The organism is Thermus caldilimi (genome assembly GCF_004684245.1).
Lineage (GTDB): Bacteria > Deinococcota > Deinococci > Deinococcales > Thermaceae > Thermus > Thermus caldilimi.
The window spans coordinates 1,758,372-1,781,590 of sequence record NZ_CP038452.1 but is presented as its reverse complement, the minus strand read 5'-3'; the positions used below and the strand labels follow the sequence as shown (position 1 = coordinate 1,781,590).

At 66.6% G+C, this 23,219-nt stretch carries 23 protein-coding genes and 1 pseudogene; 12 read left to right on the top strand and 12 right to left on the bottom strand.

What is annotated here, in order from left to right; translation table 11 throughout:
* The first annotated feature begins 3 nt into the window (after positions 1–3).
* Positions 4–213, top strand: coding sequence for a hypothetical protein (locus EBI04_RS09335; protein ID WP_135257229.1), 210 nt, complete (start codon positions 4–6; stop codon positions 211–213).
* Here EBI04_RS09335 and EBI04_RS09330 read toward each other — a convergent pair.
* Positions 181–2,331 carry a peptidase M66 gene (locus EBI04_RS09330; protein WP_135257228.1) on the bottom strand — a complete coding sequence of 717 codons (2,151 nt, stop codon included), beginning with the start codon at positions 2,329–2,331 and terminating at the stop codon, positions 181–183. The genes EBI04_RS09335 and EBI04_RS09330 overlap by 33 nt on opposite strands.
* Before the next feature lie 94 nt (positions 2,332–2,425).
* Between EBI04_RS09330 and proB the strand changes: the two genes are divergently transcribed.
* From proB to leuS, 5 genes are all read left to right on the top strand, one after another.
* Entirely contained in the window at positions 2,426–3,538 is a 1,113-nt protein-coding gene (proB, locus tag EBI04_RS09325; RefSeq protein WP_135257227.1) for a glutamate 5-kinase, read from the top strand.
* Positions 3,526–4,773, top strand: a complete 1,248-nt coding sequence (locus EBI04_RS09320) for a glutamate-5-semialdehyde dehydrogenase (protein ID WP_135257226.1) — start codon at positions 3,526–3,528, stop codon at positions 4,771–4,773. The genes proB and EBI04_RS09320 overlap by 13 nt, the downstream gene beginning before the upstream one ends.
* An 8-nt stretch (positions 4,774–4,781) precedes the next feature.
* Complete coding sequence (locus tag EBI04_RS09315; protein ID WP_240695274.1) at positions 4,782–5,348, top strand: tetratricopeptide repeat protein; 567 nt, start codon at positions 4,782–4,784, stop codon at positions 5,346–5,348.
* Positions 5,341–6,123, top strand: a complete 783-nt coding sequence (locus tag EBI04_RS09310) for a YhjD/YihY/BrkB family envelope integrity protein (protein ID WP_135257225.1) — start codon at positions 5,341–5,343, stop codon at positions 6,121–6,123. The genes EBI04_RS09315 and EBI04_RS09310 overlap by 8 nt, the downstream gene beginning before the upstream one ends.
* Before the next feature lie 131 nt (positions 6,124–6,254).
* Complete coding sequence (leuS, locus tag EBI04_RS09305) at positions 6,255–8,891, top strand: leucine--tRNA ligase (RefSeq protein WP_135257926.1); 2,637 nt, start codon at positions 6,255–6,257, stop codon at positions 8,889–8,891.
* On the opposite strand, the gene EBI04_RS09300 is transcribed toward leuS, so the two are convergent.
* Entirely contained in the window at positions 8,869–9,591 is a 723-nt protein-coding gene (locus EBI04_RS09300; protein WP_135257224.1) for a Clp1/GlmU family protein, read from the bottom strand. The two genes, leuS and EBI04_RS09300, sit on opposite strands and share 23 nt — an antisense overlap.
* Before the next feature lie 94 nt (positions 9,592–9,685).
* Between EBI04_RS09300 and EBI04_RS09295 the strand changes: the two genes are divergently transcribed.
* A complete protein-coding gene (locus tag EBI04_RS09295) occupies positions 9,686–10,849 on the top strand; it encodes an acyl-CoA dehydrogenase family protein (protein WP_206202026.1) in 1,164 nt (387 codons plus the stop codon).
* Here EBI04_RS09295 and rlmN read toward each other — a convergent pair.
* Genes rlmN through EBI04_RS09260 form a run of 7 tightly spaced genes read right to left on the bottom strand, consistent with a single transcriptional unit; the run spans position 10,818 to position 15,907 of the window.
* Positions 10,818–11,867: a dual-specificity RNA methyltransferase RlmN gene (gene rlmN, locus EBI04_RS09290; RefSeq protein ID WP_135257222.1), complete on the bottom strand. Its 1,050-nt coding sequence runs from the start codon at positions 11,865–11,867 to the stop codon at positions 10,818–10,820. The genes EBI04_RS09295 and rlmN overlap by 32 nt on opposite strands.
* On the bottom strand, positions 11,864–12,403 hold the full coding sequence (locus tag EBI04_RS09285; protein ID WP_135257221.1) for a Uma2 family endonuclease: 540 nt from the start codon (positions 12,401–12,403) through the stop codon (positions 11,864–11,866). Before EBI04_RS09285 ends, rlmN begins: the two co-directional genes overlap by 4 nt.
* 31 nt (positions 12,404–12,434) lie before the next feature.
* Positions 12,435–12,659 (bottom strand): hypothetical protein, encoded by a 225-nt coding sequence (locus tag EBI04_RS09280; protein WP_038041020.1) that lies wholly within the window; start codon positions 12,657–12,659, stop codon positions 12,435–12,437.
* A gap of 1 nt (position 12,660) precedes the next feature.
* The gene (locus tag EBI04_RS09275) at positions 12,661–13,332 is read right to left on the bottom strand and encodes a molybdenum cofactor biosynthesis protein (RefSeq protein ID WP_135257220.1); all 672 of its coding nucleotides are present in this window, start codon (positions 13,330–13,332) and stop codon (positions 12,661–12,663) included.
* The gene (locus EBI04_RS09270) at positions 13,322–14,227 is read right to left on the bottom strand and encodes an HrcA family transcriptional regulator (RefSeq protein WP_135257219.1); all 906 of its coding nucleotides are present in this window, start codon (positions 14,225–14,227) and stop codon (positions 13,322–13,324) included. The genes EBI04_RS09275 and EBI04_RS09270 overlap by 11 nt, the downstream gene beginning before the upstream one ends.
* Before the next feature lie 4 nt (positions 14,228–14,231).
* Positions 14,232–14,582: a P-II family nitrogen regulator gene (locus tag EBI04_RS09265; protein ID WP_135257218.1), complete on the bottom strand. Its 351-nt coding sequence runs from the start codon at positions 14,580–14,582 to the stop codon at positions 14,232–14,234.
* Positions 14,579–15,907 (bottom strand): ammonium transporter, encoded by a 1,329-nt coding sequence (locus EBI04_RS09260; RefSeq protein WP_135257217.1) that lies wholly within the window; start codon positions 15,905–15,907, stop codon positions 14,579–14,581. Before EBI04_RS09260 ends, EBI04_RS09265 begins: the two co-directional genes overlap by 4 nt.
* A 218-nt stretch (positions 15,908–16,125) precedes the next feature.
* On the opposite strand from EBI04_RS09260, the gene EBI04_RS09255 reads away from it, so the two are divergent.
* Genes EBI04_RS09255 through EBI04_RS09245 form a run of 3 tightly spaced genes read left to right on the top strand, consistent with a single transcriptional unit; the run spans position 16,126 to position 19,006 of the window.
* Positions 16,126–17,664 (top strand): ATP-binding protein, encoded by a 1,539-nt coding sequence (locus EBI04_RS09255; RefSeq protein WP_135257216.1) that lies wholly within the window; start codon positions 16,126–16,128, stop codon positions 17,662–17,664.
* A gap of 3 nt (positions 17,665–17,667) precedes the next feature.
* A complete protein-coding gene (locus EBI04_RS09250) occupies positions 17,668–18,117 on the top strand; it encodes a tRNA (cytidine(34)-2'-O)-methyltransferase (RefSeq protein WP_135257215.1) in 450 nt (149 codons plus the stop codon).
* A gap of 7 nt (positions 18,118–18,124) precedes the next feature.
* Positions 18,125–19,006, top strand: a complete 882-nt coding sequence (locus EBI04_RS09245) for a histone deacetylase family protein (protein ID WP_135257214.1) — start codon at positions 18,125–18,127, stop codon at positions 19,004–19,006.
* Here the strand turns inward: EBI04_RS09245 and EBI04_RS09240 are convergent.
* On the bottom strand, positions 18,976–19,830 hold the full coding sequence (locus EBI04_RS09240; protein ID WP_135257213.1) for a GNAT family N-acetyltransferase: 855 nt from the start codon (positions 19,828–19,830) through the stop codon (positions 18,976–18,978). The two genes, EBI04_RS09245 and EBI04_RS09240, sit on opposite strands and share 31 nt — an antisense overlap.
* A gap of 47 nt (positions 19,831–19,877) precedes the next feature.
* Positions 19,878–20,524: pseudogene (locus EBI04_RS09235) on the bottom strand (histidine phosphatase family protein).
* Between the two features lie 17 nt (positions 20,525–20,541).
* Between EBI04_RS09235 and EBI04_RS09230 the strand changes: the two are divergent.
* Positions 20,542–21,462 carry a diacylglycerol/lipid kinase family protein gene (locus tag EBI04_RS09230; protein ID WP_135257212.1) on the top strand — a complete coding sequence of 307 codons (921 nt, stop codon included), beginning with the start codon at positions 20,542–20,544 and terminating at the stop codon, positions 21,460–21,462.
* Between the two features lie 18 nt (positions 21,463–21,480).
* A complete protein-coding gene (aspC, locus tag EBI04_RS09225) occupies positions 21,481–22,638 on the top strand; it encodes an aspartate/prephenate aminotransferase (RefSeq protein WP_135257211.1) in 1,158 nt (385 codons plus the stop codon).
* 100 nt (positions 22,639–22,738) lie between these two features.
* Here the strand turns inward: aspC and lspA are convergent, their stop codons facing one another.
* Positions 22,739–23,188, bottom strand: a complete 450-nt coding sequence (gene lspA / locus EBI04_RS09220; protein WP_135257210.1) for a signal peptidase II — start codon at positions 23,186–23,188, stop codon at positions 22,739–22,741.
* Positions 23,189–23,219: the final 31 nt, after the last annotated feature.

The window sequence follows — 23,219 nt, the reverse complement described above, 5'->3', positions numbered from 1 at the left end:
TTGGTGCGGGATAAGCGTCTGGAAGCCCATCTTCTCCACCTTCTTCGGGAGCCCAGGACCCTCGAGGACCTTCACACCCAGCTTCAACCCCTCCACCCCGGGCTCAGGAAGGCCACCCTCTTCGCCCTCCTGGTGCGGCTCAGGCGGGAGGGAAGGGTGGCCTTTCGCCAGGGGCGTTTCTCAGCGAGGGAAGAGAAGGATACGGATATTTAGCCCATCCGTAAGCTGGATTTCCCACTGGCCTCCTTCGGGAAGGTTTTCCAAGGCAAACCGCACCTCCCCTGCCCGGTGCCAGAGGCCCAAGGCGGTGCGGGTTCCATCTGAAGCCACGTGGAAAAGGGAAAAGAAGGGGTAGCCCTGGATGTGGACCAGGAGGAAGCCCCCTTCCTCCTTTAGCTTTACCTGGGGTTCCGCCTGGGGAAGAAGAGGGAGGGTGGCCTCCTTGAGGAGCTGGCTTCCCAGGTAGAGCCCCACCCGGGTGTAGGGGTTCAGGGGCAGGCGGGCCTGGAAGTGGAGGGTACCTTCGGAGTCTTTCAGGATGGGAACGGGCACCTCGAGGGGACCTCCCGGTCCTTCCGCCCGCAGGCGGTAGGCGGAGGGCTTCCCTTCCGGGGCAGCGTTGAGCTTTAAGGGAGGGTTGAACACCACCTCCCCATCCCGGATGCGCCCAGAGAAGAGGAGACCGTCCTCCATTAAGGACAAAGGCGTTGGAGGAGAGGCTTCCAGGAAGCTTTGCGCCCCCTCGTAGGTGTAGTCGGAAACCCACTGGGGGCCGCAGTAGCTCATGAGGTCGTAAAACTGGCTGGGGTCCTTTAAGGAGCCGTTGGCGAGATCGTACCCCCAGGTGCCGATCTTGCCGCCCGCGTAGGGATAGTTGGGGTCGCCGGATACCCCACAAGGGGCGTGTTCCCGGTCAAAGTTATGCCCCAGCTCGTGGGCCATCACCGCGGGGGCGCTCTGGGAGTAGTCCCACCCCACGGCCACGGGATAGCCCAGGTAGCCAATCCCGACGATGCCCGAAGTGTAGGAGACCTTCACGAAGCCGTAGTAGAACCGCTGGCTTCTATCGCTTTGGCGTAGGAGGCGAAGCTCGTCCAGAAGCCGGGCCCAGGTGTTTCCGTCGCTGGGGCTTAGGGTGCCGGAGAAGGTGTAGGGGGCCCGGATGGTGGAGGCCACCTCCTTCAGGGGCCAGATGCGCCAGAGGGTCTGGCTGAAGCTGGGTACCTGCGCTTGTTGCCCTTGATGGATCACGGGGACCACGGTCAGGTAAAGCACCGTACCCGCACCCACGCTGGGGGTGAGGGTTAAGAGGTTGTCGCTTTCGTTGCTCTCAGCCACCTGATCCTGGGGATCCGCCCGGAGTTCCACCCGTAGCCCAGGGGCCACCCAGTTGCTCGGCAGGGTGGCGGTACAGGTGGTGGCCAGGTTTCCTGGGTCCGTGGTGCTAGGGATGGGGCTTGGACAGGAAAAAGCCAGGTTGCCCTGGAAGGTGCTGTTCAAATATACCGCTCCAGCCAAGGGGTTGCTCAGGGAAATGGGGGAGGGGTTTGCCAGGAGGTGGACCCTTAGCAGGGCGGGTTTGCCCGTTACCAGACGCAAGTTCTCCTTGAGCACCGTCTGGCCCCACTCCGCCTTGGCAATACGCAGGTTCCGCCGAGAGGAAGCCTGAGTAACCTCGAGGGTAAGGGGAACCTCCCGCACCAGGTTTCCTCCCTGACCCCGCACGAAGAGGTTGTAGATGCCAGAAGAAAGGGTAGGGGAGGCCATGAGCTCCAGCATGGGGGCCGAGGGGACCAGGGTGCTGGTGGGGCTCAGGCTTACCCCGCTGAAGGGGTTTTTGCTGGCGTCCACCAGGGAAAGGGTCACCTGGCCGGTGTAGGTGCCGCTCACCACCAGGCGCACGTAAGCGGTTTCCCCCTGGGCCACGGAGAGGGAGGAACCCTCGAGGGTCATGGTGAAATCCCCTGCCGTGGCCTGGGTGACGGTGAGGGTCAGGTCCGCTTCCCGGCTGATGCCACCTCCTGTGGCCCGGACCTTGAGGGCGTGGGTACCCGTGGGGGTGGAGGAACCCACGGTCAGGGTTAGGGACCGCGTCACAGGGTCTGGGCTGGTGATGTCCAAGCTTCCAGGGGAGAGGGTTACCCCTGCCGGAGCGTTCACCAGGGCCAGGCTTACGGTGCCGGTGAAGCCATTTGGGGGAGTGAGGGTTAGGGTGAGGGTACGGCTTTGCCCTTGCCCAAGGGTAAGTGTGGTGGGATTGACCGTCAGGCCGATATTGCCCGAGGGAGGATTGGGTAAAACGCCGTTGCAGGCGGACAGTAAATGAGCCATGACCAGCAATAGAAAGGAAGACAACCCTTTTGTCATCTGCTCACCTTAGCCCTCACCCAAGGCCAAAGGATGAGAGATGCTATCCTGGGCCTTAATGCGGCCGGGACTCGAGGCCAAACGGCTGGTCATCAAGGTGGGAAGCGCCGTCTTGGCGGGGCCCCAAGGGTTGGAGCAAGGGGTGATGCGGGAGATTGCCCGCCAGGTCCTGGCCCTGCGCCAGGAGGGGCGGGAGGTGGTCCTGGTCTCCTCGGGGGCGGTGGCGGCGGGGATGGCGGCCTTGGGCCTGCCCCGCCCCCAGGACATGCCCACCAAGCAGGCCTTGGCCGCCATCGGCCAGCCCCTCCTCATGGCCCACTGGCGGGAAGCCTTCACCCCCACCCCAGTGGCCCAGGTCCTCCTCACCGCCGAGGATCTGGCGAGCCGCGGGCGCTACCTGAACGCCAAGGCCACCCTGCAGGCCCTTTTGCATCTTGGGGCGGTTCCCGTCATCAACGAGAACGACACGGTGGCCTTCCAGGAGATCCGCTTCGGGGACAACGACCAGCTTTCCGCCCGGGTGGCGGCCCTGGTGGAGGCGGGGCTTTTGCTCCTCCTTTCCGACGTAGACGCCCTCTACGAGGATGACCCCAAGAAGAACCCCAGCGCCCGCCCCATCCCGGAGGTGGAGCGGGTGGAGGCCGTGCTGGCCCATGCCGGGGAGGGGAATCCCTTGGGAAGCGGGGGGATGCGCTCCAAGCTCCTTGCCGCCCGCATTGCCGGAAGGGTGGGGATCCCCACCCTCCTTCTCCCGGGAAGAAGGCCCGGGGTGATCCTCGAGGCTCTGGCAGGGGCTTCCTTGGGCACGTACTTCCACGCCAGAAGGCGGTACCGGGGACAGAGGGCCTGGCTCTATGGTCTTCTGAAGCCCAAGGGGGAGCTGGTGCTGGACGCCGGGGCGGTGAGGGCTTTAAGGGAGAGGGGGGCAAGCCTCCTGCCTGCCGGCATCAAGGCGGTGCGGGGGCGGTTCGGCCGGGGGGAGGCGGTGCGCCTCCTCACCGAGGCGGGGGAAGAGGTGGGGGTGGGCTTGGCCAACTACGCTGCCGAGGAGATTGAGCGCATCAAGGGGCACAAAAGCGCCGAGATTGAGGCTTTACTGGGTTATCGCTACACAGAGGAGGTGGTCCACCGGGACCACCTGGCCTTGAAGGAGGAGGCATGGGGGGGTTAGAGAATACCCTGAGAACCCTGGCGGAAGGGGCCAGGGCCAGGCTTCCCGAGATCGCCAAGGGGGACCGGGACGGGGCTCTTCTGGCCATGGCCCGTCTCTTAGAGGAAGCCTGGTCGGAGGTGCTAAAGGCCAACCAAGCGGACCTCGAGGAGGCGGAGGAGGCGGGGCTATCCCGGGCCAAGCTGGACCGCCTGGCCCTCAAGGACAAGGACCTTAGGAGCCTCACCGAGGGGCTTCGGCAGATCGCCGCCCTCCCGGATCCCTTGGGGCGGATCGAGGGGCTTAGCAAGCGGCCAAACGGCCTCCGGGTGGGAAGGATGCGGGTCCCCTTGGGCCTCATCGGCTTCATCTACGAGGCCCGGCCCGGGGCCACGGTGGAGGCGGTTTCCGTGGCCCTGAAGGCGGGGAACGCCATGCTCCTTAGGGGCGGCAAGGAGGCCTTCCGCTCCAACCAGGCCCTGGTTTCCCTGTGGCATCGGGCCTTAAAGGAGGCCGGGCTTCCTGTGGAGGCGGTGAGCCTGGTGCCCACCACCGAGCGAGAAGCCATCCTGGCCCTGTGCCGCCTGGAGTTATTGGACCTCCTCATCCCCCGGGGCGGGGAGGAGCTCATCCGCCTGGTGCAACGGGAGGCCCGGGTGCCGGTTTTGGCCCACGCCAAGGGGGTGAACCACCTTTACGTGGACGAAAAGGCCGACCTGGACATGGCCCTCCGCCTAGCCCTGAACGGCAAGACCCAGCGGCCTGCGGTGTGCAACGCCCTCGAGGCCGTTTTGGTCCACCGAAGGGTGGCCGAAGCCTTCCTGCCCCGGCTGGAAAAGGCCATGCGGGAACGGGGGGTGGAGCTCAGGGCCTGCCCCAGGGCCCTTCCCCTCCTGAAGGAGGCCGTGCCCGCCCAGGAGGAGGAGTGGGACCGGGAGTATTTGGACCTGATCCTCCGGGTGAAGGTGGTCTCGGGGCTGGAGGAGGCCCTGGAGCACATCGCCCGCTTCGGCTCCCGCCACACCGAGGCCGTCTGCACTGAGGACCCCCGGGTGGCCTGGCGCTTCCTGGAGGAGGTGGACGCCAGCCTCGTCCTCTGGAATGCCTCCACCCGTTTCAACGACGGCTTCCAACTGGGCCTGGGGGCGGAGATCGGCATCAGCACCTCCAAGCTCCACGCCTATGGCCCCATGGGGCCCCTGGAGCTCACCACCACCAAGTGGGTGGCCCTGGGGGAGGGGCAGGAGCGGGAGTAGGGGGGAAGGTGGAAGGCGAGCGCCTGCGGGCGGCCTGGGACCTGATGGAGGCGGGCCGTTATGGGGAGGCCGAACGACTCCTCCGGGGAGATGCTTCCCCGGAGGCCCGCTTCGCCCTGGGCTATGCCCTGGCCTTCCAGGGGCGCTACGGGGAAGCCAAGGCCCTCTACCGGGCCCTTTTCCGGGAGACGGGGGGCCACCGGGCCCTCCACCAGGTGGGGATGGTCCTCAGGATGGCGGGGAGGCTCGAGGAGGCCCTGGAGGTCTTCCGGGAAGAGGCCCGCCTGCTGCCCGAGGAGTCCCTGGCCTGGGCAGCCAACCGCTACGAGCAGGGCCTCGCCCACCTCCTCCTGGGGAGGCGGGAGGAGAGCCGCGCCTTCCTGGGGGAAGCCCTGGCCTGGGCGGAGGGGGCCGCCCATCCCCTGGCCCAGGCGGTGGCCCACCGGGGCCTCCTCCTTTGGCACCTCCGCTTTGGGAGCCGGGAGGAGGCCGAGGGACACCGGCGGGAAGCGGTCCGCCGCTTCCGGGAGGCGGGGGACGAGCAGGGGGCAAAGGAGGCGGCGGCCCTTGTTTAGACGGCTTCTCAACCTGTACCAGGAGGCCCACGTCCCCTTCTTCGCCGCCGCCCTGGCCTACTACGCCCTGCTTTCCCTCATGCCCCTTCTCTTTCTCCTGGTGGGGGTCTTTGGCCTTTTCCTCTCGGGGAGCGAGGCCCTAAGGGAGGGCTTTTTGGCCGGGGTGCAGGCCTTGACCGAGGGTCTTTTCCCGGCCCGGCCGGAGCTGGCCCAGGACCTCTTGCGCTTCCTCACCCGCGGAGCTTTTCCCCTCACCCTGGTGAGCGCCCTCTTCCTCCTTTGGTCGGGGAGCAACTTCTTCGCCGCCCTGAGCTACGCCCTGGGGTTCATCTTTGGCCGCCCCCCGGGTTTTCGCCACCGCCTTTTGGGCCTCCTCATGCCGGTGGTCCTGGGCCTGGCCCTCATCCTCCTGGCCCTTTTGGGCCTGGCCCTGGGGTTTCTCCTCCGCTTCCTCCCTCCGGAGTGGCGGGGGGCCTTTTCGCCTTTGGAGGCTTTTTTACCCCTCTTCCTGGCCTTTTTGCTCTTTCTCCTCACCTACGCCTTTTTTCGCGGCCTTAAAGGGTTTCGCCACCTGGTGCCCTTGAGCGTGGGGGCAGGGGTGGCGGCCCTTCTCTTCGAGGGGGTGCGGCTTGGGCTTCCCAAGCTCCTTCCCCGCTCCCAGTACGAACTCCTCTACGGACCCCTGGCGGGGTTTGTCCTGGCGCTACTCGGCCTGTATCTGGTGCTTTGGGTCTTCCTCCTGGGGGCGGTGGTGGCGAGGGCGGTGGAGGACTAGGGCGCCCCACGTTTTTTTGCCGGATTGCAGTATCATGTTCCCATGAGCTTGGCCAGGCTAATCCCCTAAGGCGGGAAGGGGCCTGGCTGTCCCTTCCCCTTGGGGGAAGGGTTTTTTTGAGGGAGGAGCGCATGGAGAAGTACAACCCGCACGCCATAGAGCCCAAGTGGCAACGCTTTTGGAAGGAAAAGGGCTTCATGAAGGCCAAGGAGGCGCCCGGGAAGCGGGGCAAGCAGTACGTGCTGGTCATGTTTCCCTATCCCTCCGGGGACCTGCACATGGGCCACCTGAAGAACTACACCATGGGGGACGTCCTGGCCCGCTTCCGTCGGGTGCAGGGCTATGAGGTCCTCCACCCCATGGGCTGGGACGCCTTCGGCCTGCCCGCGGAGAACGCCGCCCTCAAGTTCGGCGTCCACCCCAAGGACTGGACCTACGAGAACATCCGCCAGGCCAAGGAAAGCCTCGAGCTCATGGGCATCCTCTACGACTGGGACCGGGAGGTGACCACCTGCGAGCCCGACTACTACCGCTGGAACCAGTGGATTTTCATAAAAATGTGGGAAAAGGGCCTAGCCTACCGGGCGGGGGGGCTGGTGAACTGGTGCCCCAAGTGCCAGACCGTTTTGGCCAACGAGCAGGTGGTGGAGGGCCGCTGTTGGCGGCACGAGGACACCCCGGTGGAGAAGCGGGAACTCGTGCAGTGGTACCTGCGCATCACCGCCTACGCGGATAGGCTCCTTGAGGACCTCGAGGGCCTCCGGTGGCCGGAAAAGGTGAAGGCCATGCAAAGGGCCTGGATCGGCCGCTCCGAGGGGGCGGAGATCCACTTCCCCGTGGAGGGCCTGGGAGAGGCCATCACCGTCTTCACCACCCGGCCCGACACCCTTTTCGGGGCCACCTTCCTGGTCCTGGCCCCGGAGCACCCCTTGACCCTCAAGCTGGCTTCCCCGGAAAGGCGGGCCGAGGTGGAGGCCTACGTGGAGGCCGCCCGGCGCAAGACGGAGATCGAGCGCCAGGCGGAGGGCCGGGAGAAGACCGGGGTCTTCCTGGGGGCCTACGCCCAAAACCCCGCCACCGGGGAGAGGATCCCCATCTGGACCGCGGACTACGTGCTCTATGGCTACGGCACCGGGGCCATCATGGCCGTGCCCGGGCACGACGGGAGGGACTTTGAGTTCGCCAAGAAGTTCGGCCTGCCTATCCGCAAGGTGATCGAGCGCCCGGGAAAGCCCCTGCCGGAGCCCCTCGAGGCCGCCTACGAGGAGCCTGGGGTCATGGTGAACTCCGGGCCCTTTGACGGCACGGAAAGCGAGGAGGGCAAGCGGAAGGTGGTGGCCTGGCTGGAGGAGAAGGGCCTGGGGAGGGCCAGGGTCACCTACCGCCTCCGGGACTGGCTGATCAGCCGCCAGCGCTACTGGGGCACCCCCATCCCCATGGTCCACTGCGAGGCCTGCGGGGTGGTGCCCGTGCCCGAGGAGGAGCTTCCCGTCCTCCTCCCCGACCTCAAGGATGTGGAGGACATCCGCCCCAAGGGGAAAAGCCCCCTGGAGGCCCACCCCGAGTTCTACGAGACCACCTGCCCCAGGTGCGGCGGCCCCGCCCGGCGGGACACCGACACCATGGACACCTTCTTTGACTCCAGCTGGTACTACCTGCGCTACGCCGATCCCAAAAACGAGAAGCTCCCCTTTGACCCTGAGAAGGCCAACTTCTGGATGCCGGTGGACCAGTACATCGGCGGGGTGGAGCACGCGGTGCTTCACCTCCTCTACAGCCGCTTCTTCACCAAGTTCCTCCACGACCTGGGGATGGTGAAGGTGGAGGAGCCTTTTACGGGCCTTTTCACCCAGGGCATGGTCCTGGCCTGGACCGACTTCGGCCCCGTAGAGGTGGAAGGGGAGAGGGTGCGCCTGCCCGAGCCCACCCGCATCCGGCTGGAGATCCCCGAGAGGGAGCTTTCCCTGGAGGAAGTGCGGAAGATGGGGGCGGAGCTCAGGCCCCACGAGGACGGCACCCTGCACTTCTGGAAGCCCGCGGTGATGAGCAAGTCCAAGGGTAACGGGGTGATGGTGGGTCCCTTCGTGAAGGAGGAGGGGGCGGACATCGCCCGCATCACCATCCTCTTCGCCGCGCCCCCGGAGAACGAGATGGTCTGGACGGAGGAGGGGGTGCAGGGGGCCTGGCGCTTCCTGAACCGCATCTGGCGCCGGGTGGCCGAGGACAAGGAGGCCCTGCTGGCCACCAGCGGGAAGTTCCCGGCGGAGGCCCTGGAGGATCCGGACCGGGAGCTTTACCGGAAGCTCCACGCCACCTTGAAGAAGGTCACGGAGGACCTCGAGGCCCTGCGCTTCAACACCGCCATCGCCGCCCTCATGGAGCTTTTGAACGCCCTCTACGACTACCGCAAGGAGCGCCCCGTGACCCCGGTGTACCGCACCGCCCTCCGCTATTACCTGCAGATGCTCTTCCCCTTTGCCCCCCACATCGCCGAGGAGCTTTGGCACTGGTTCTGGCCGGATAGCCTCTTTGAGGCGGGTTGGCCCGAGCTGGACGAGAAGGCCCTGGAAAAGGAGGTGGTGGAGGTGGCGGTGCAGGTGAACGGCAGGGTGCGGGGCACCATCCAGATCCCCAAGGACGCCCCCCTGGAGGTGGCCCTGGCGGAGGCCCGGAAGGTGCGAAACGTCCAGGCCCACTTGGAGGGTAAGGAGATCGTGAAGGAGATCTACGTCCCCGGCAAGATCCTCAACCTGGTAGTGCGGGGATAGGGAGAAGAAGCCGGGTGGGCACCGCCTTGGCCACCTCCTCCAAGGCGGGGGTGAGGAAAAGGCCCTCCCCCCCTTCCCAGGCGAGAAGCCGCCCATAGCCCAGGAGGAACCCCTCCTCGTCCAGGAGCCCATAAAGCCGGTGGGGCTCGGGGGGTTCCATAGGGAACGCGGGCACGCGACCAAGGGGAAGGGAGCGGGGCCTGGCTTCCTGGAAGTGGGCAAAAAGCCTTTCCAGGCGGTTTTTCCGCCTCTCGGCCGGGGTTTTCCTGCGAACCCCCTGAAGGGGCGGGGCCAGGCGCGCCCTTAGGTCCTTGCGCCAGGAAAGGGCCTGGTAAAGTTCCTCCCACCCCAGGACCAGCACCTCGGTGGGCACCAGGGCCTCAATCTGTAAGAGCCGAAACCCGGGGTCCAGGTAGCCATCCGTGTCGGCCACGGCGGGGCTTCCTTCGGGGATGAGGCGCGCCAGGCGCAGGGCCCCCACCACCGCCTGCGCCTCCATCCCTCTGGGGGACAGGGCCCCCAGAAGGTGGCGGCGTAGGAGAGTGAGGGTTCCTTCCCGGTGGTGGAAGAGGGTGAAGGCCCCGGGTAGGGAGCCTTGTCCCGGGTCCAGGTCCAGGAGGTAGGCTTCCTTGGCCTTTTCTAAAAGCTTTAAGGCCAGGGTGGTTTTGCCGGTATCCGTGGGGCCAGCCAGGAGGAGCATCCCCCTTGAAACTACCCCATGGTCCGGGGTTCCGGGGGTCTGTGGGGTAACGTATTTTTGCTATGCCGCAAGAAAGTGTTATACTATGCCCACCATGGGGCTTTGGTTTGAGGAAAGCCAGGAGGAGCGGGCGGTCTTGGGGCCCTTCCGCGAGTTCCTCAAGGTGGAGGTGGCCCCGGGGGCGGCGGAGCGGGACCGCACGGGGGCCTTTCCCTTTGAGCTGGTGCGGAAGCTCGCCCAGTTTGGCGTCTTCGGGGCCACGGTGCCCGAGGCCTACGGGGGGGCGGGGCTGGCAAGCCGGCTTTTCGCCCGCATGGTGGAGGAGATCGCCTATTACGACGGGGCCCTGGCCCTCACCGTGGCCAGCCACAACTCCTTGGCCACAGGGCACATCCTCCTGGCGGGGAACGAAAGGCAGAAGGAGACCTTCCTGCCCAAGCTGGCCTCGGGGGAGCTTTTGGGGGCCTGGGGGCTTACCGAGCCGGGCTCGGGTTCGGATGCCGCTGCCCTCAAGACCCGGGCCGAGCCGGTGCCAGGGGGATATGTGCTCAATGGCACCAAGCAGTTCATCACCCAGGGGAGCGTGGCCGGGGTGTACGTGATCGTGGCCCGCACCGACCCCGCCCCAAGCCCGGAGAGGAAGCACCTGGGCCTCTCCGCCTTCGCCTTTTTCCGCCCCGAGCGGGGCCTTAGGGTGGGCCGCAAGGAGGAGAAGCTGGGCCTAAACGCCTCCGACACCGCCCAGCTCCTCCTCGAGGACCTCTTCGTGCCCGAGGAAGGCCTTTTGGGGGAGCGGGGCAAGGGGTTTTACGACGTCTTAAGGGTGCTGGACGGGGGCCGGATCGGCATCGCCGCCATGGCGGTGGGCCTGGGTCGGGCGGCCTTGGACTACGCCCTGCGCTACGCCAAGCAAAGGGAGGCCTTCGGCAGGCCCATCGCCGAATACCAGGGGGTTTCCTTCAAGCTGGCGGAGGCGGCCACGGAGCTGGAGGCGGCGAGGCTTCTTTACCTCAAGGCGGCGGAGCTTCGGGATGCGGGAAGGCCCTATACCCTCGAGGCCGCCCAGGCCAAGCTCTTCGCCAGCGAGGTGGCGGTGAAGGCCTGCGACGAGGCCATCCAGGTCCTGGGAGGGTACGGGTACATCAAGGATTATCCGGTGGAGCGCTACTGGCGCGATGCCCGCCTGACCCGCATCGGGGAGGGTACCAGCGAGATCCTGAAGCTGGTCATCGCCCGGCGCCTTCTAGAGTCGCTGTGAAGGTGAGGGCCTTGGGAGCCTTTAAGGCTAGCTGGCCGCAGGCCGCCCCCACGTCCTGCCCTCGGCTCCAGCGGATGGAGGTGGGCACCCCCAGGCGCCTCAGTTCCTCCGCGAAGGCCAGGATGCCCGCCTTGGGGGTGCCTTCCACGGGAGCGCCTTCCCAGGGGTTAAAGGGAATCAGGTTCACGTGGGCGCTTAGGCCCTTAAGGAGCTTGGCGAGAAGCCTGGCCTGCCAGGGGTGGTCGTTTAAACCCTTGAGGAGGGTGTACTCAAAGGTGACCCGCCTTTTGGTCTTGGCGTAGTAGTGGCGTACCGCCTCGAGGACCTCCGCCACGGAGTAGCGGTGGGCGGTGGGGATGATCTTTTTGCGGGTCTCGTCCTCGGGGGCGTGGAGGGAAAGGGCCAGGCGCACCCCCAGATCCTCCTCCGCCAACCGGTAGATCCCCTTGGGGATGCCCACGGTGGAGAGGGTGATGCGCCTTGGGCTCATGGCCAGGCCCTTCTTGTGGAGCATGATGCGGATGGCCCGCAGCACGTTGCCCAGGTTTAGGAGGGGCTCCCCCATGCCCATGAGCACCACGTTCCGGATGTCCCTGGGGGAGATGCCCTGGTGGTGGGCGATGGCCAGGAGCTGGGAAAGGATCTCCGCCGCGGTGAGGTTGCGGCCAAAGCCCAAGGCCCCGGTGGCGCAGAAGGTGCACCCCGCGGGGCAGCCCACCATGCTGGAAAGGCAGACGGTCTTGCGGTTAGGGTAGGGCATGTAGACGGCTTCCGTCTTCTTTCCGTCCAGGAGGGTGAAGAGGTACTTGACGCTCCCATCCCGGCTGGGGTAGGCCTCCACCAGGGCGAACTCGGAGATGCGCCACTCCTGGCCCCAGGCTTCCCGGAGGCCCTTGGGCAGGTCGGTCATCTCGGAGAAGTCCATGGCCCCCCGGGCGTAGAGCCAGCGGGCGATCTGGGCCTTGCGGAAGCCCTCGCCGGGAAGCTCTTCGGGTAGGAGTTCCAGGATGGGCCTCATGCCACGCCCTCGTAGACTTCCGCGAGGCTAAGCCTTCCTCCCACACAGGGCAGGGCAAAGCTTTCCTCCAGGGGTTCGGCCAGGAAGCCCTCTGCCGTCCTGCGGTACAGGGTGCCGCCCCGTCCCTCGCTTTCCAGGAGGAGGTAGCCCTCGAGGCTCGGGAGGCGCAGATAGCGGGCCAGCTTCTCCCGCCGGTCCTGGGCCTCGGTGCTCGGGGAGAGCACCTCCACCACCAAGCAGGGGGCGGTTTCGTAGAGGGGGTGGGCCTTGGGGCCACAGACCACCATAACATCCGGGTAGTAGAAGGTGTCCTCCGCGAGCCTAAGCTTCACGGTTTCGCTGTAAACCCGGCACCCCTTGGCCCGGGCCAGGGGCTTGAGGAGGGCCACCAGGTTGGTCACCAGGAGGTTGTGGTCCAGGCTGGCCCCGGCCATGGCATAAGGGATGCCCCCTACCAGCTCGTGGCGCACGGGGCTAGCCCCTTCCAGGGCCAGGTATTCCTCTTCCGTTAGCGGGCGCAAGGACCGCTCGGTCATCGTCCTATTGTAAGGCTTTCGCCAGGGTTTTTCAGCGTAGCCGCCCGTAGCCCAGACCGAGCCCCAGAAGGAGAAGAAGAAGCCCCAAGGGCCTGGGCCGGGCAAGGAGCCCCAGGAAGCCCCCGAAGAGGAGGAGACCCAGGCCCACCCTGGTGCGCCCATGCCGGTAGGCCCGGCCCGAGAGGAAGCCGAGAAGGAGGGGCAGGGCCCAAAGGACCAGGAGAAGAAGACCTGCGATGAGGGAGAAGGAGGCCACGTCAGAGGCGGTGCCCTTCCGGGGTGAACCCCTCCACCCAGAAGCTGCCGTCCGGCCGGTGTTCCTTCTTCCAGACGGGGAGGATCTGCTTCACCCGGTCAATGGCGTACTGGCAGGCCGCGAAGGCCTCGGGGCGGTGCCGGGCGGAAACCACGATGGCGATGGAGGCCTCCCCGGGGTCCACCCGGCCCAGGCGGTGCCAGAGGGCCACCCGGCCCAGGGGCCAGCGGGAGCGCATCTCCCCGATGATCTCCGCCATGACCTTCTCCGCCATGCCGGGGTAGGCCTCGTACTCCAAGAAGGCCACCTCCTCCCCCCGGTTGGGGCTCCGGGTGGTGCCCAGGAAGCTCACCACTGCCCCGTACTCGGGGGCGGTGGCCCAGTCCACCAGGGCCTTAAGGTCCAAAGGTTCATGGGTGAGGCCGTAGGAGTCCTGCCCTCCCGAGACCGGGGGCAGAAAGGCCACCTCGTCCCCCTCCTTTAGGGGGGTTTCCCCCTGGGCCAGGGCCTGGTTCACCGCCGCCATGCCGCCCTCCAGCCTTAGGCCGGGAAAACGCTTCTCCAGGGCTTCTTTAGCATGCAGTACCCGGGCTCCTTCGGGAAGCTCCAGGAAGAGGCGGTCCGTGCCCGCCTGTTCCCGGTAAAGGGCGAAGAGCCGCACTTCAACCCGCATGCTGCCCAGTATAGACCTGGCTGAGGCTTGAGGCCACGGAGAGGGCCTCGAGGTAGCGCATGCGCATGGGCCCCAGGAGCACCAGCTCCCCTAGCCACTCCCCCCGGGCGAAGCCCGCCTGCACCTGGGAAAGGCCCTCCACCTCCCCCACCCGCACGTCCACCCGGCCGGGAGGGGTCAGGACCGCCTCGTCCCCCCCGGCTTCATAAAGGGCCACCAGGCGCTCCAGAAAGCCAGTGTCCTTGGCCTCCGGTTCCTTTAAGGCCTCGGAAAGCCCCTCGCGGTAGACGAGGGAAAGGCCTGCGGAAAGGGCCCGGGAGAGATGGGCGAAAAGCTCCTCCAGGCCCCTGGGAGCCGGGGGAAGGGCGGCAAAGGGTCCGGAGAGGGCTTCTTCCGCCTGTCTTAGGCGCTCTGTCGGGAGGGTGAGGGGAAGGCGGGCCTCCTTCACCCTTCCCCCTTCCAGGACGAAGACCGCCAGGGTGCCTTCCGGGAGGGGGGAGAGGTGGACCTGAAGCACCCTGGGGGACCTCCGGGGCCTAAGGCGCAGGAGGGCAGGGTACCCGGAAAGCCCCACCGCCATCTTCACCAAAAAGGCCTCGGGTTCCCTGGCCCCCTCCAGGGCCCGCTGGAGCCGCTCCTGGGTGGCCTCGGGAAGGGGTTTTGGGGGGAGGAGGGAAAGGGAGTACTGGCGGAAGGCCTGCCGGGTGGGGACCCTTCCGGCGGAGGCATGGGGTTTGGAGAGGTAGCCCATCTCCTCGAGGGCGATGAGCTCGTACCGGGCCAGGGCAGGGGAAAGCCCCAGGCCCTCGGCCAGCCTGGCCGAGGGCACAGGGGCTTTGGTCTTGATGTACACCTCCACCAGGAGGTGAAGGATGGCCCGCTGCCTGGCCGTCACATCCTTATTGTACCGGGGTCACGGCGGCCTGGTCCTCCTCCCCGGTGCGGATCCGGTAGACCTTCTCCACCGGCAGAACGAAGATCTTTCCGTCCCCCACCTCCCCGGTGCGGGCGGCTTTGAGGATGGCCTCCACCGTGGGCCGAACGAAGGGGTCGGACACCCCGATCTCCAGGCGGATCTTCTCGTGCAGGGCCATCTTCACCGTGGTGCCCCGGTAGGTTTCCACCCTTTCCGTCTCCCCCCCGTGCCCCTGGACCCTGCTGATGGATAGCCCCCGCACCTCTGCCCTGAAGAGGGCCTCCAGCACGTCCTGTAGCTTCTCCGGCCGGATGATGGCCACGATGAGCTTCATGCCTTACCTCCCGCGGGCTTGAGGGCAGGGGGGCTAGCCTCGGAGAGCACCAGGATGGCCCCTTCGCCTTCCACGTAGGCTTCCTCCCCGTGCTGGGTCACGTCCAGGCCCAGCCCTTCCTCCTTGGGGCTCGCCCGCAAGGGGGTGAGAAGGCCCACAAGCTTCAGGAGGAGGAAGGTGCCGAGGGCGGAGTAGGCCACCGCCACCCCCACCGCCAGGGCTTGGATGGCCAGCTGCACGGGGTTGCCGAAGAGGAAGCCATCCGCCACCCCGTTCCAGGCCTTCTCCGCCAGAAGGCCGGTGAGGAGGGCACCGGTGGTGCCGGCGATCCCGTGGGCGCCAAAGACGTCCAGGGAGTCGTCCAGCCGGGTCTTGGGCCGCCAGAGCAGGAAGAAATAGCTGGGGAAGGCGCTCACCGCCCCCAGCACCAGGGCGGACAGGGGGGATACGAACCCCGCTGCCGGGGTGATGGCCACCAGGCCCACCACGATGGCGGTGGCGAGCCCAACCGCTGTGACCTTGCCGGTGCGGAGGAGGTCCAGGAGGACCCAAGCCACCAGGGTGGCCGCGGGGGCGAGGAGGGTGTTCACAAAGGCCAGGCTGGCCAGGGCCCCGGAGCTCAGGGCGCTTCCCCCGTTGAACCCAAACCAGCCGAACCAGAGAAGGGCGGCCCCCAGAAGCGTAAAGGGGACGTTATGGGGCAGGATGGCCTGGCGGCCGTAGTCCTTCCGGGCCCCCAGGACCAAGGCCCCCACCAGGGCAGCGATGCCGGCGTTGATGTGCACCACCGTGCCCCCGGCGAAGTCCAGGGCCCCTAAGGAGCCCAAAAACCCTCCCCCCCAGACCCAGTGGGCCAGGGGGGCGTAGACCAAGAGCCCCCAGAGGCTGAGGAAGAGGAGCAGGGCGGGAAAGCGCATTCTCTCCACCATACCGCCCGTGAGGAGGGCGGCGGTGATGATGGCAAAGGTGCCCTGGAAGGCCATGAAGAGGAGGTGGGGGATCTCCCCCTTGGCCTCGAGGCCCACTCCCTTCAGAAGGGCGTGGCCTAGGCCTCCCAGCCAGGGACCGCCCTCGGCAAAGGCCAGGCTGTAGCCGAGGAGCGCCCAGCCCACCCCCACGAAGCCCAAGGTGGCGAAGCTCATCATCATGGTGTTCAAGGCGTTCTTGCTCCGCACCAGGCCGCCGTAGAAGAAGGCCAAAGCCGGGGTCATGAGGAGCACCAGGGCCGTGGAAACCAGCATCCAGGCCGTGGCCGCCCCGTCCACCCCTTCTGCCAAGGCCAGTCCTGAAAGCCCGCTTGCCACTATAAATAGGGTCTTCCGCATGGTCCGTCACCTCCTTAGGGCTGAGGGTAGCACCGGGTGTGCATAATGTCAAGCATTAGCTTGACACTTGACAAATAATAGCGAGACATATAGCCAATCAGGACTGACTATGGCGCAAAGTGTCGGTGCAAAAGTGTGCAAATGTCCCCATGACGCTGAACAATATTCTCAAGAAACCACCCCGCTGGCCCCGGGCCTCTCCCCTTAAACTGAGGCCCGTGACGTGGGAAGAACTCTTGGAGCGGCTCGCTTTGGGACAGGACGAGCGCACCCTTTTCCTGCCTCCGGACCTCTCCCCGGAGGAGCTGGCCCGCTACGCTGCCGGTCTAGCCAACCACCGGGGCGGGATCCTCTTCCTGGGGGTGGATGGGGAGGGACGGGTAGTGGGAGCCTCGGAGATCCACCCCTTGCAGATCACCCATGCCCTTTTCCAGCTCACCCAGGGGCTTCTCCTGCCCTACGTGGAAGTGGTGGAGGGACCCTTGGGCCGGGTTCTAGCCCTCCATGTGCCCCAAAGCCCGGCGGCCATCGCCGTGGGGGCGGGGCGGGTGCCCTTTTGGGACGGCAAAAGGCTCACGGAGCTGAGGATGGGCCAGGCCCTGCCGGAGCCCGACTTCACCGCCCAGGTGTTGCCGGCGGCCAGCCTTTCCGATTTGGACCCGGTGGAGGTCCTGCGCCTCAGGCGCATCCTGGAGGAGCGGGGAAGCAACCTGGCGGCCTTGCCGGACCTGGAGCTCCTCTTTGCCCTGGGGCTTTTGGAGCGGGTGGAGGGGGAGGAGAAGCCCACGGTGGCGGGCCTTCTCCTGGCGGGAACCCCTTTGGCCCTGAAGCGGCTACTTCCCCAGGCGGAGGTGAGCTACTACTTCCACGAGGGGGAGGAGGGGTACACTTTTCGGGAAGACATCCTCCGCCCCATCCCTGCCCTTTTGGAGCGCCTTCGGGACCTAATCCAGGCCAGGAATCGGGTGCGCTACCTCACGGTGGGCCTGTTCCGCCTCGAGGTCTGGGACTTTGACCAGGAGGTCTACCGGGAGGCCCTCTTAAACGCCCTGGTCCACCGGGACTGGCAAAGCCCGGATGCCATCCAGGTGCACCACTACCCGGATCGCCTGGAGGTTTCCAACCCGGGAAGCTTCCCTCCCGGTATCACCCCGGAGAACATCCTCCGCCATCCCCCTAAAAGGCGGAACCCCCGTCTGGCCGAGGCCCTCTACCGGCTCGGCTACGTGGAGCGGGCGGGAAGCGGGGTGGACAAGATGTACCGCCTCCTCCTCAAGTACGGCAAGGAGCCCCCGGAGTACCACCTTTTCCCCGAGGCCCTCACCCTGGTCCTCTACAACCCGGAGCTGGACGAGGCCTTCGTGCGGGAGCTGGCCGAGGCCCAGGAGCGCCTGGGTGGCTTCAGCCTGGACCACCTCATCGCCGTGGGCCACCTGCGGAGGGTGGGGGAGGCCACCCTCGAGGACCTGGCCCGGGCCCTCCAGCTTCCCTTGGAGGCTACCCGCAAGGTTCTCACCCGGATGGAGCGCATGGGCCTTTTGCGCAAGGAAGGGGGAAGGTACTACCTGGTGCGGCGCGATCCTTTGGGGGAAAGGGCCTTGGGCCTCCTGACCCGTCCCCTTTCCCGGCGGGAGGTGGAAGCCCAGCTGGGGCTTACCCCCCGGGCAACCCTAGCCTTGCTGAACCGGCTTATCCGGGAAGGCAAGGTGGAGCGGATGGGCTGGGGAGCCGCTACCCGTTACCGGAGGCGGGTCTAGGCCATGCTTCACCTGGTCCTTTTCCAGCCGGAAATCCCCCAGAACGCCGGGAACATCGCCCGCACCGCCGCTGCCTTGGGCTGGCCCTTGCACCTTATCCGCCCCCTGGGCTTCCGCCTGAGCGATCCTCGGCTTAAACGGGCGGGCCTGGACTACTGGCCCCATGTGGACCTGCGCCTCCACGATACCTGGGAGGCCTTCTGGCAAAGCCTGCCCCCGGGTGCCCGGGTCTGGGCCTTTAGCGCCCGGGGGGATACCTGCCTCTACAGGGTCAGCTTCCAGCCCGGGGACTACCTCCTCTTTGGTCCCGAAACCCGAGGGCTTCCCCCGGAGATCCTCGCCCGTTTTCCTGGGGTGCGGATTCCCATGCCGGGGCCGGTGCGCTCCTTAAACCTGGCGGTGGCCGTGGGGGTGGCGGCCTATGAGGCCTACCGGCAGCTTCATGGGGCATGATGAAGGCGTGCGGGCCTATACCACCGCCCACTTGAAGGTGGACCTTCCCCAGGGCCATCCCTTCCCCTTCTACAAGTACCCGGGGGTGGCGGAAGCCTTGAAGGACCTTCTTGCCATCCTGCCCGCCCCCGAGGTGCCGAAGGAGGCCCTTCTCCTCGCTCACCGTCCGGAGTACGTGGAAAAGCTCTTCACCGAGGGGCTTTCCCGCCAGGAGTCCTTGCGCCTGGGCCTGCCCTTTAGCCCAAGCCTCCTCAGGCGGGCCCTCTTTGCGGCGGGAGGAACGCTGACTGCCGCCAGGGATGCCCTGGAGCTGGGCCTTGGCCTGAACCTCTCCGGGGGCACCCACCATGCCTACCCCGACCGGGCCGAGGGGTATAGCCTCTTCAACGACGTGGCGGTGGCCGTGGCCTGGCTCAGGCGGGAGGGCTTTTCGGGCCGGGTTTTGGTGGTGGACCTGGACGCCCATCAGGGCAACGGCACCGCGGTCTTTTTCCAGGAAGACCCCACCGTTTTCACCCTTTCCCTCCACGGGGAGCGGAACTACCCCTTAAGGAAGGAGAGGAGTGACCTGGATGTGGGCCTGTCGGACGGCATTGGGGACGGGGCCTACCTCTATGCCCTGGATGAGGCGTTGGAAGTAGCCCAGGCTTTCCGGCCCGAGCTGGTCTTCTACAACGCCGGGGTGGACGTGCTAAAGGGGGACCGCTTTGGCCGCTTGGCCTTGAGCCTCGAGGGGGTACGGAAGCGGGATGAACGGGTTTTTCGCATGGTAAAGACCTTGGGGGTACCCTTGGTGGTGGTCATGGGCGGGGGGTACAACCGCGACCCCCGGCTCACCGTGGAGGCCCATGCGGAAACCTACCGCCTGGCCCTGAGTTCCTTGGCGTAGGTGGCTACCGCCTCCTCGAGGCTGAAGCCCAGGTTGCGGTAAAGCTCCAGGGCTCCGGTCTCGTGGTCGTGGGCCCGGACCCTTAGGAGGGTGGCACCCTTCTTCTGCGCCAGCTTCGCCCCTTCCGCCAAGAGGGCTCGCCCGATGCCCTGGCCCCGGGCCTTGGGCACCACGCCGATATAGGCCACGCTGGCCTCCTTATCCTCCAGCTCCACCTCGGCCAGGCCCACGGGTTCGTCCTCCCGGTAGGCCACCAGGAGGTGAACATGGGGATCCTGGAAATGTTCCCAAAGCTCCTCGTCCGTCCATTTGAGGCGCAGGGCCCAGCCCTCCTCGCTTTCCCGGTAAAGCTCCCGGTAAACCCCTGGGCCCGGGAAACCCCTTCGGATGACCACGCCCTCAGGGGGTGGGTAGTCCAGGCCCTCCGGGTTTTTCACGAAGAAGTAGGTGAGGTGCAGAAGGCCGAAGTTGGCCTCCTCCAACACCTGGCGCAGGGCGTGGTTTTCCTCCCTTGGGAAGGCGTAAAGCCGGTCCAGGTGAAGCTCCCTGGCCCGCTTTTCCGCGGCCTGGAGAAGGGGGAAAAGGTCCTCCTCCCGGTAGGCCAGGGGTCCCTCGAGGGCCGCTCCATCCCAAAAGGCATAAAGGCCCACGTACCCCGCCACCTCCCCATCCCGCACGAGGACCAGGCCGTCCTCCAGCTCCTCGGCTAGGCCATCGAGGTCCCGGGCCTCCGGGGCCAGGACCCCCCGCTTGGGGCTTTCGTCCATCCAGCGGAGGAGCTTTAAGAGCCCGGGAAGGTCCTGGCGGGCCACGGGCCGGATCATGCTTCTAGTCTACTCCCCGTTGCCCGGGACGGAGCCAGGGACAAAGGTCAAGCTTGTTCCTCAAGCGGACCCAGGTTAAGGGCCTTCACCACCCCTTCTTCCCCGTAGAACTCCACCACGGAAAGCCGGGCGTAGTCCTGCTCCACCCTGAGGCCTTCGCCCACGGGAAGGGGCAGGGCCAGGCTTAAGGCGGCGCGGTTTACGGTGCAGTTCCCCACCACCAACAGGGCCTGGCCTCCATGCTTTCCAAGGAGGGTCCTGATCGCTTCCCGCCCCCTTTCCCAGGCCTTCCTCAAGCTTTCCCCACCCGGGGGGCAAAGCCGGCCTCGTCCTCCAGCCAGGCGGCCACTTCCTGGGGATACCCCTCCCTTACCTCGGCGAAGCTCAGCCCTTCCCATTCCCCCCAGCTTCGCTCCCTCAGCTCTGGGAGAAGGGTAAAAGGCACCTCGAGGGCTTCCGCAAAAAGCCCGGCCGCCTCGGCCTCGGCCAGGCTGTCGGCGGCATAGACCCAGGCCACGGGGTAGCGCCGGGCCAGCCTGGCCAGGGAGCGGAGGGCCTGCCTGCCCTGTTCCGAAAGGGGAAGGCCCGGATGGCTGTAAAGGACGTGTTCCGGGTTTTCCACCGGCCCGGCCCGGGTGAGGAGCAGGGTGGTTTTGGGGTGGGGTCCCTTAAGGAAGTGGCCGAGAAGACCCATGGCCCTAGAATACGAGGGTGGAAAGGTGGGTCATCGTTAACCCGGCGGCGGGACGGGGAAAGGTGGGGAGGCTTTCCGGGTCCATCCTCAAGGCTGCGCGGGAAAAAGGGGCGAAGGCCTTCCTCACCGAGGGCCCGGGCCACGCCACCGAGCTTTCCCGGGATGCCCCCGAAGGGGCCAGGGTGGTGGCCGTGGGAGGGGATGGCACGGTGCACGAGGTGTTGAGGGGTCTGGCGGGCACGGAAAAGGTCCTGGGGGTGGTGCCCATTGGTAGCGGCAACGACTTCGCCCGCATGCTGGGCCTGAGGGAGCTTCCCTGGAGGGAGGCCCTGGAACTGGCCCTCTTTGCCCAGGAGGAGGCCATAGACCTCTGCTGGGTGAACGGTGAGCCCTTCGGGGCCTCCCTGGGCATTGGCTTCGATGCCCTGGTGGCCAAGAAGGCCCTCACCGCCCCTTCCTTCCTCCGGGGCATGCCTCGCTACCTTTATGCCCTCTTCGGGGTGCTTAAGGAGCTTCGCCTGCCCGAGGGGCGGGTGGTGGTGGAGGGGGAGGAGGTGCACCGGGGGCCCCTTCTCCTGGTGGCGGTGATGAACGGAACCGCCTACGGGGGTGGCATCCCCATCGCCCCCATGGCCGACCCCCGGGATGGCCTCCTCTCCGTGATCCTGGCCCGTTCCTTCACCCGGCCCGGGGTGGTCTTCATCCTGCCCCGGCTTCTTTTGGGCAGGCACCTTTCCCATCCTCAGGTGGTGGCCTTTGCCGGCCGGGAGGTGGTGGTGGAGTTCGCCCATCCTGTCCCCGCCCATGCCGACGGGGAGCTTTTGCCGGAGAGCACCCGCTACCGGGCCGAGGTGCGGCCCTTGGGCCTGCGGGTGGTGGGGCGGCGGGCGGGGGCCAAGGGCAAGGAGCCCTTCCTGGCCCCAGCGGGGGCGGGCTGATGTCTGTATACTTATGCCATGCGCGGCCTTTCGCAAAGGGTTAGGGCCATGAAACCCTCGGCCACGGTGGCGGTGAACGCCAGGGCGCTGGAGCTTAGGCGCCAGGGGGTGGACCTGGTGGCCTTGACGGCGGGGGAGCCCGATTTTGACACCCCCGAGCACGTGAAGGAGGCGGCCCGGCGCGCCCTGGCCCAGGGGAGGACCAAGTATGCGCCACCGGCGGGGATTCCCGAGCTTCGGGAGGCCCTGGCGGAGAAGTTCCGAAAGGAGAATGGCCTTGCCATCTCTTCGGACCAGACCATTGTCACCGTGGGGGGGAAGCAGGCCCTCTTCAACCTCTTCCAGGCCATCCTGGACCCCGGGGATGAGGTGATCGTCCTCGCTCCTTACTGGGTGAGCTACCCGGAGATGGTGCGCTTTGCCGGCGGGGTGCCCGTGGAGGTGGAAACCCTTCCCGAGGAGGGCTTCGTGCCCGATCCCGAGCGGGTGAGAAGGGCCATCACGGCCCGCACCAAGGCCTTGGTGGTCAACTCCCCCAACAACCCCACGGGGGCGGTCTATCCTCGGGAGGTCCTCGAGGCCCTGGCCCGGCTTGCCCTGGAGCACGACTTCTACCTGGTTTCCGACGAGATCTACGAGCACCTCATCTACGAGGGGGAGCACTTCTCCCCCGGGCAGCTGGCTCCTGAGCACACCATCACCGTGAACGGGGCGGCCAAGGCCTTCGCCATGACCGGTTGGCGCATCGGCTACGCCTGTGGCCCCAAGGCGGTCATCAAGGCCATGGCGGACGTTTCCAGCCAGTCCACCACCAGCCCCGACACCATCGCCCAGTGGGCCACCCTCGAGGCCCTCACCAACCAGGAGGCCTCGAGGGCCTTTATTGAGATGGCCCGGGAGGCCTATAAGAGGCGGCGGGACCTTCTCCTTAAGGGGCTTTCCGAGATCGGGTTGAAGGCGGTGCGCCCGAGCGGGGCCTTCTACGTCCTCCTGGACACCTCCCCCTTCGCCCCGGACGAGGTGAAGGCGGCGGAGAGGCTCCTTGAAGGAGGGGTGGCGGTGGTGCCGGGCACGGATTTCGCCGCCTTCGGGCACGTGCGCCTTTCCTACGCCACCAGCGAGGAAAACCTGAAGAAAGCCCTGGAGCGCTTTGCGCAGGTTTTGCAAAGGGTCTAGGTTTTAAGGTCCCGTCCCATACGGGAAGGGCCGTCATGGGCCTGAGGTAGCCTGGCGTGTTGGGTAAGGTGGAATGGATTTGATCCAGCTTTCACAGGCTCTAGAAGCGGTGCTTCCGCCTGGGAGCCAGGAGGAGCAGGGCTGCCCCCACCGTCACGCACACATCCGCCAGGTTGAAGACGGGGAAGGTGGCGACAAGGGGGATGGAGGTTCCCAGGTCCAGGTAGTCCACCACAAAGCCCCGGCCTAGGCGGTCTATCCCGTTACCCAGAGCCCCCACGGTGATGAGGGAAAGGGCCAGGGTTTGCCAGAAGGCATAGCGCCTTCGGGCCAGAAGGTAAAGGAGGAGGGTCCCCACCCCCAGGCTGAGCCACCCTAGGAGGAAGGCCCGGCCCTCCAAAAGGCCAAAGCCCGCCCCCGTGTTCTTGACCAGGGTGAGGTAGAGGAAGTCTCCCAGAAAGGGCCTCGGCACCGGGGAGAGGTTTTCCAAGGCCCAGAGCTTGAGGATCTGGTCAAAGGAGAGGAGGAGGGGCACCAGGATCGTGGGCATCCCCTAGAGTCTACCCAATGCCCCCCTTTGT

Bases quoted from the DNA above. Each gene is read 5' to 3' on its own strand.
- EBI04_RS09330 (WP_135257228.1), bottom strand. From the start codon at position 2,331: ATGGCTCATTTACTGTCCGCCTGCAACGGCGTTTTACCCAATCCTCCC.
- proB (WP_135257227.1), top strand. From the start codon at position 2,426: ATGCGGCCGGGACTCGAGGCCAAACGGCTGGTCATCAAGGTGGGAAGC.
- EBI04_RS09320 (WP_135257226.1), top strand. From the start codon at position 3,526: ATGGGGGGGTTAGAGAATACCCTGAGAACCCTGGCGGAAGGGGCCAGG.
- leuS (WP_135257926.1), top strand. From the start codon at position 6,255: ATGGAGAAGTACAACCCGCACGCCATAGAGCCCAAGTGGCAACGCTTT.
- EBI04_RS09300 (WP_135257224.1), bottom strand. From the start codon at position 9,591: ATGCTCCTCCTGGCTGGCCCCACGGATACCGGCAAAACCACCCTGGCC.
- EBI04_RS09295 (WP_206202026.1), top strand. From the start codon at position 9,686: ATGGGGCTTTGGTTTGAGGAAAGCCAGGAGGAGCGGGCGGTCTTGGGG.
- rlmN (WP_135257222.1), bottom strand. From the start codon at position 11,867: ATGAGGCCCATCCTGGAACTCCTACCCGAAGAGCTTCCCGGCGAGGGC.
- EBI04_RS09285 (WP_135257221.1), bottom strand. From the start codon at position 12,403: ATGACCGAGCGGTCCTTGCGCCCGCTAACGGAAGAGGAATACCTGGCC.
- EBI04_RS09275 (WP_135257220.1), bottom strand. From the start codon at position 13,332: ATGCGGGTTGAAGTGCGGCTCTTCGCCCTTTACCGGGAACAGGCGGGC.
- EBI04_RS09265 (WP_135257218.1), bottom strand. From the start codon at position 14,582: ATGAAGCTCATCGTGGCCATCATCCGGCCGGAGAAGCTACAGGACGTG.
- EBI04_RS09260 (WP_135257217.1), bottom strand. From the start codon at position 15,907: ATGCGGAAGACCCTATTTATAGTGGCAAGCGGGCTTTCAGGACTGGCC.
- EBI04_RS09250 (WP_135257215.1), top strand. From the start codon at position 17,668: ATGCTTCACCTGGTCCTTTTCCAGCCGGAAATCCCCCAGAACGCCGGG.
- EBI04_RS09240 (WP_135257213.1), bottom strand. From the start codon at position 19,830: ATGATCCGGCCCGTGGCCCGCCAGGACCTTCCCGGGCTCTTAAAGCTC.
- aspC (WP_135257211.1), top strand. From the start codon at position 21,481: ATGCGCGGCCTTTCGCAAAGGGTTAGGGCCATGAAACCCTCGGCCACG.
- lspA (WP_135257210.1), bottom strand. From the start codon at position 23,188: ATGCCCACGATCCTGGTGCCCCTCCTCCTCTCCTTTGACCAGATCCTC.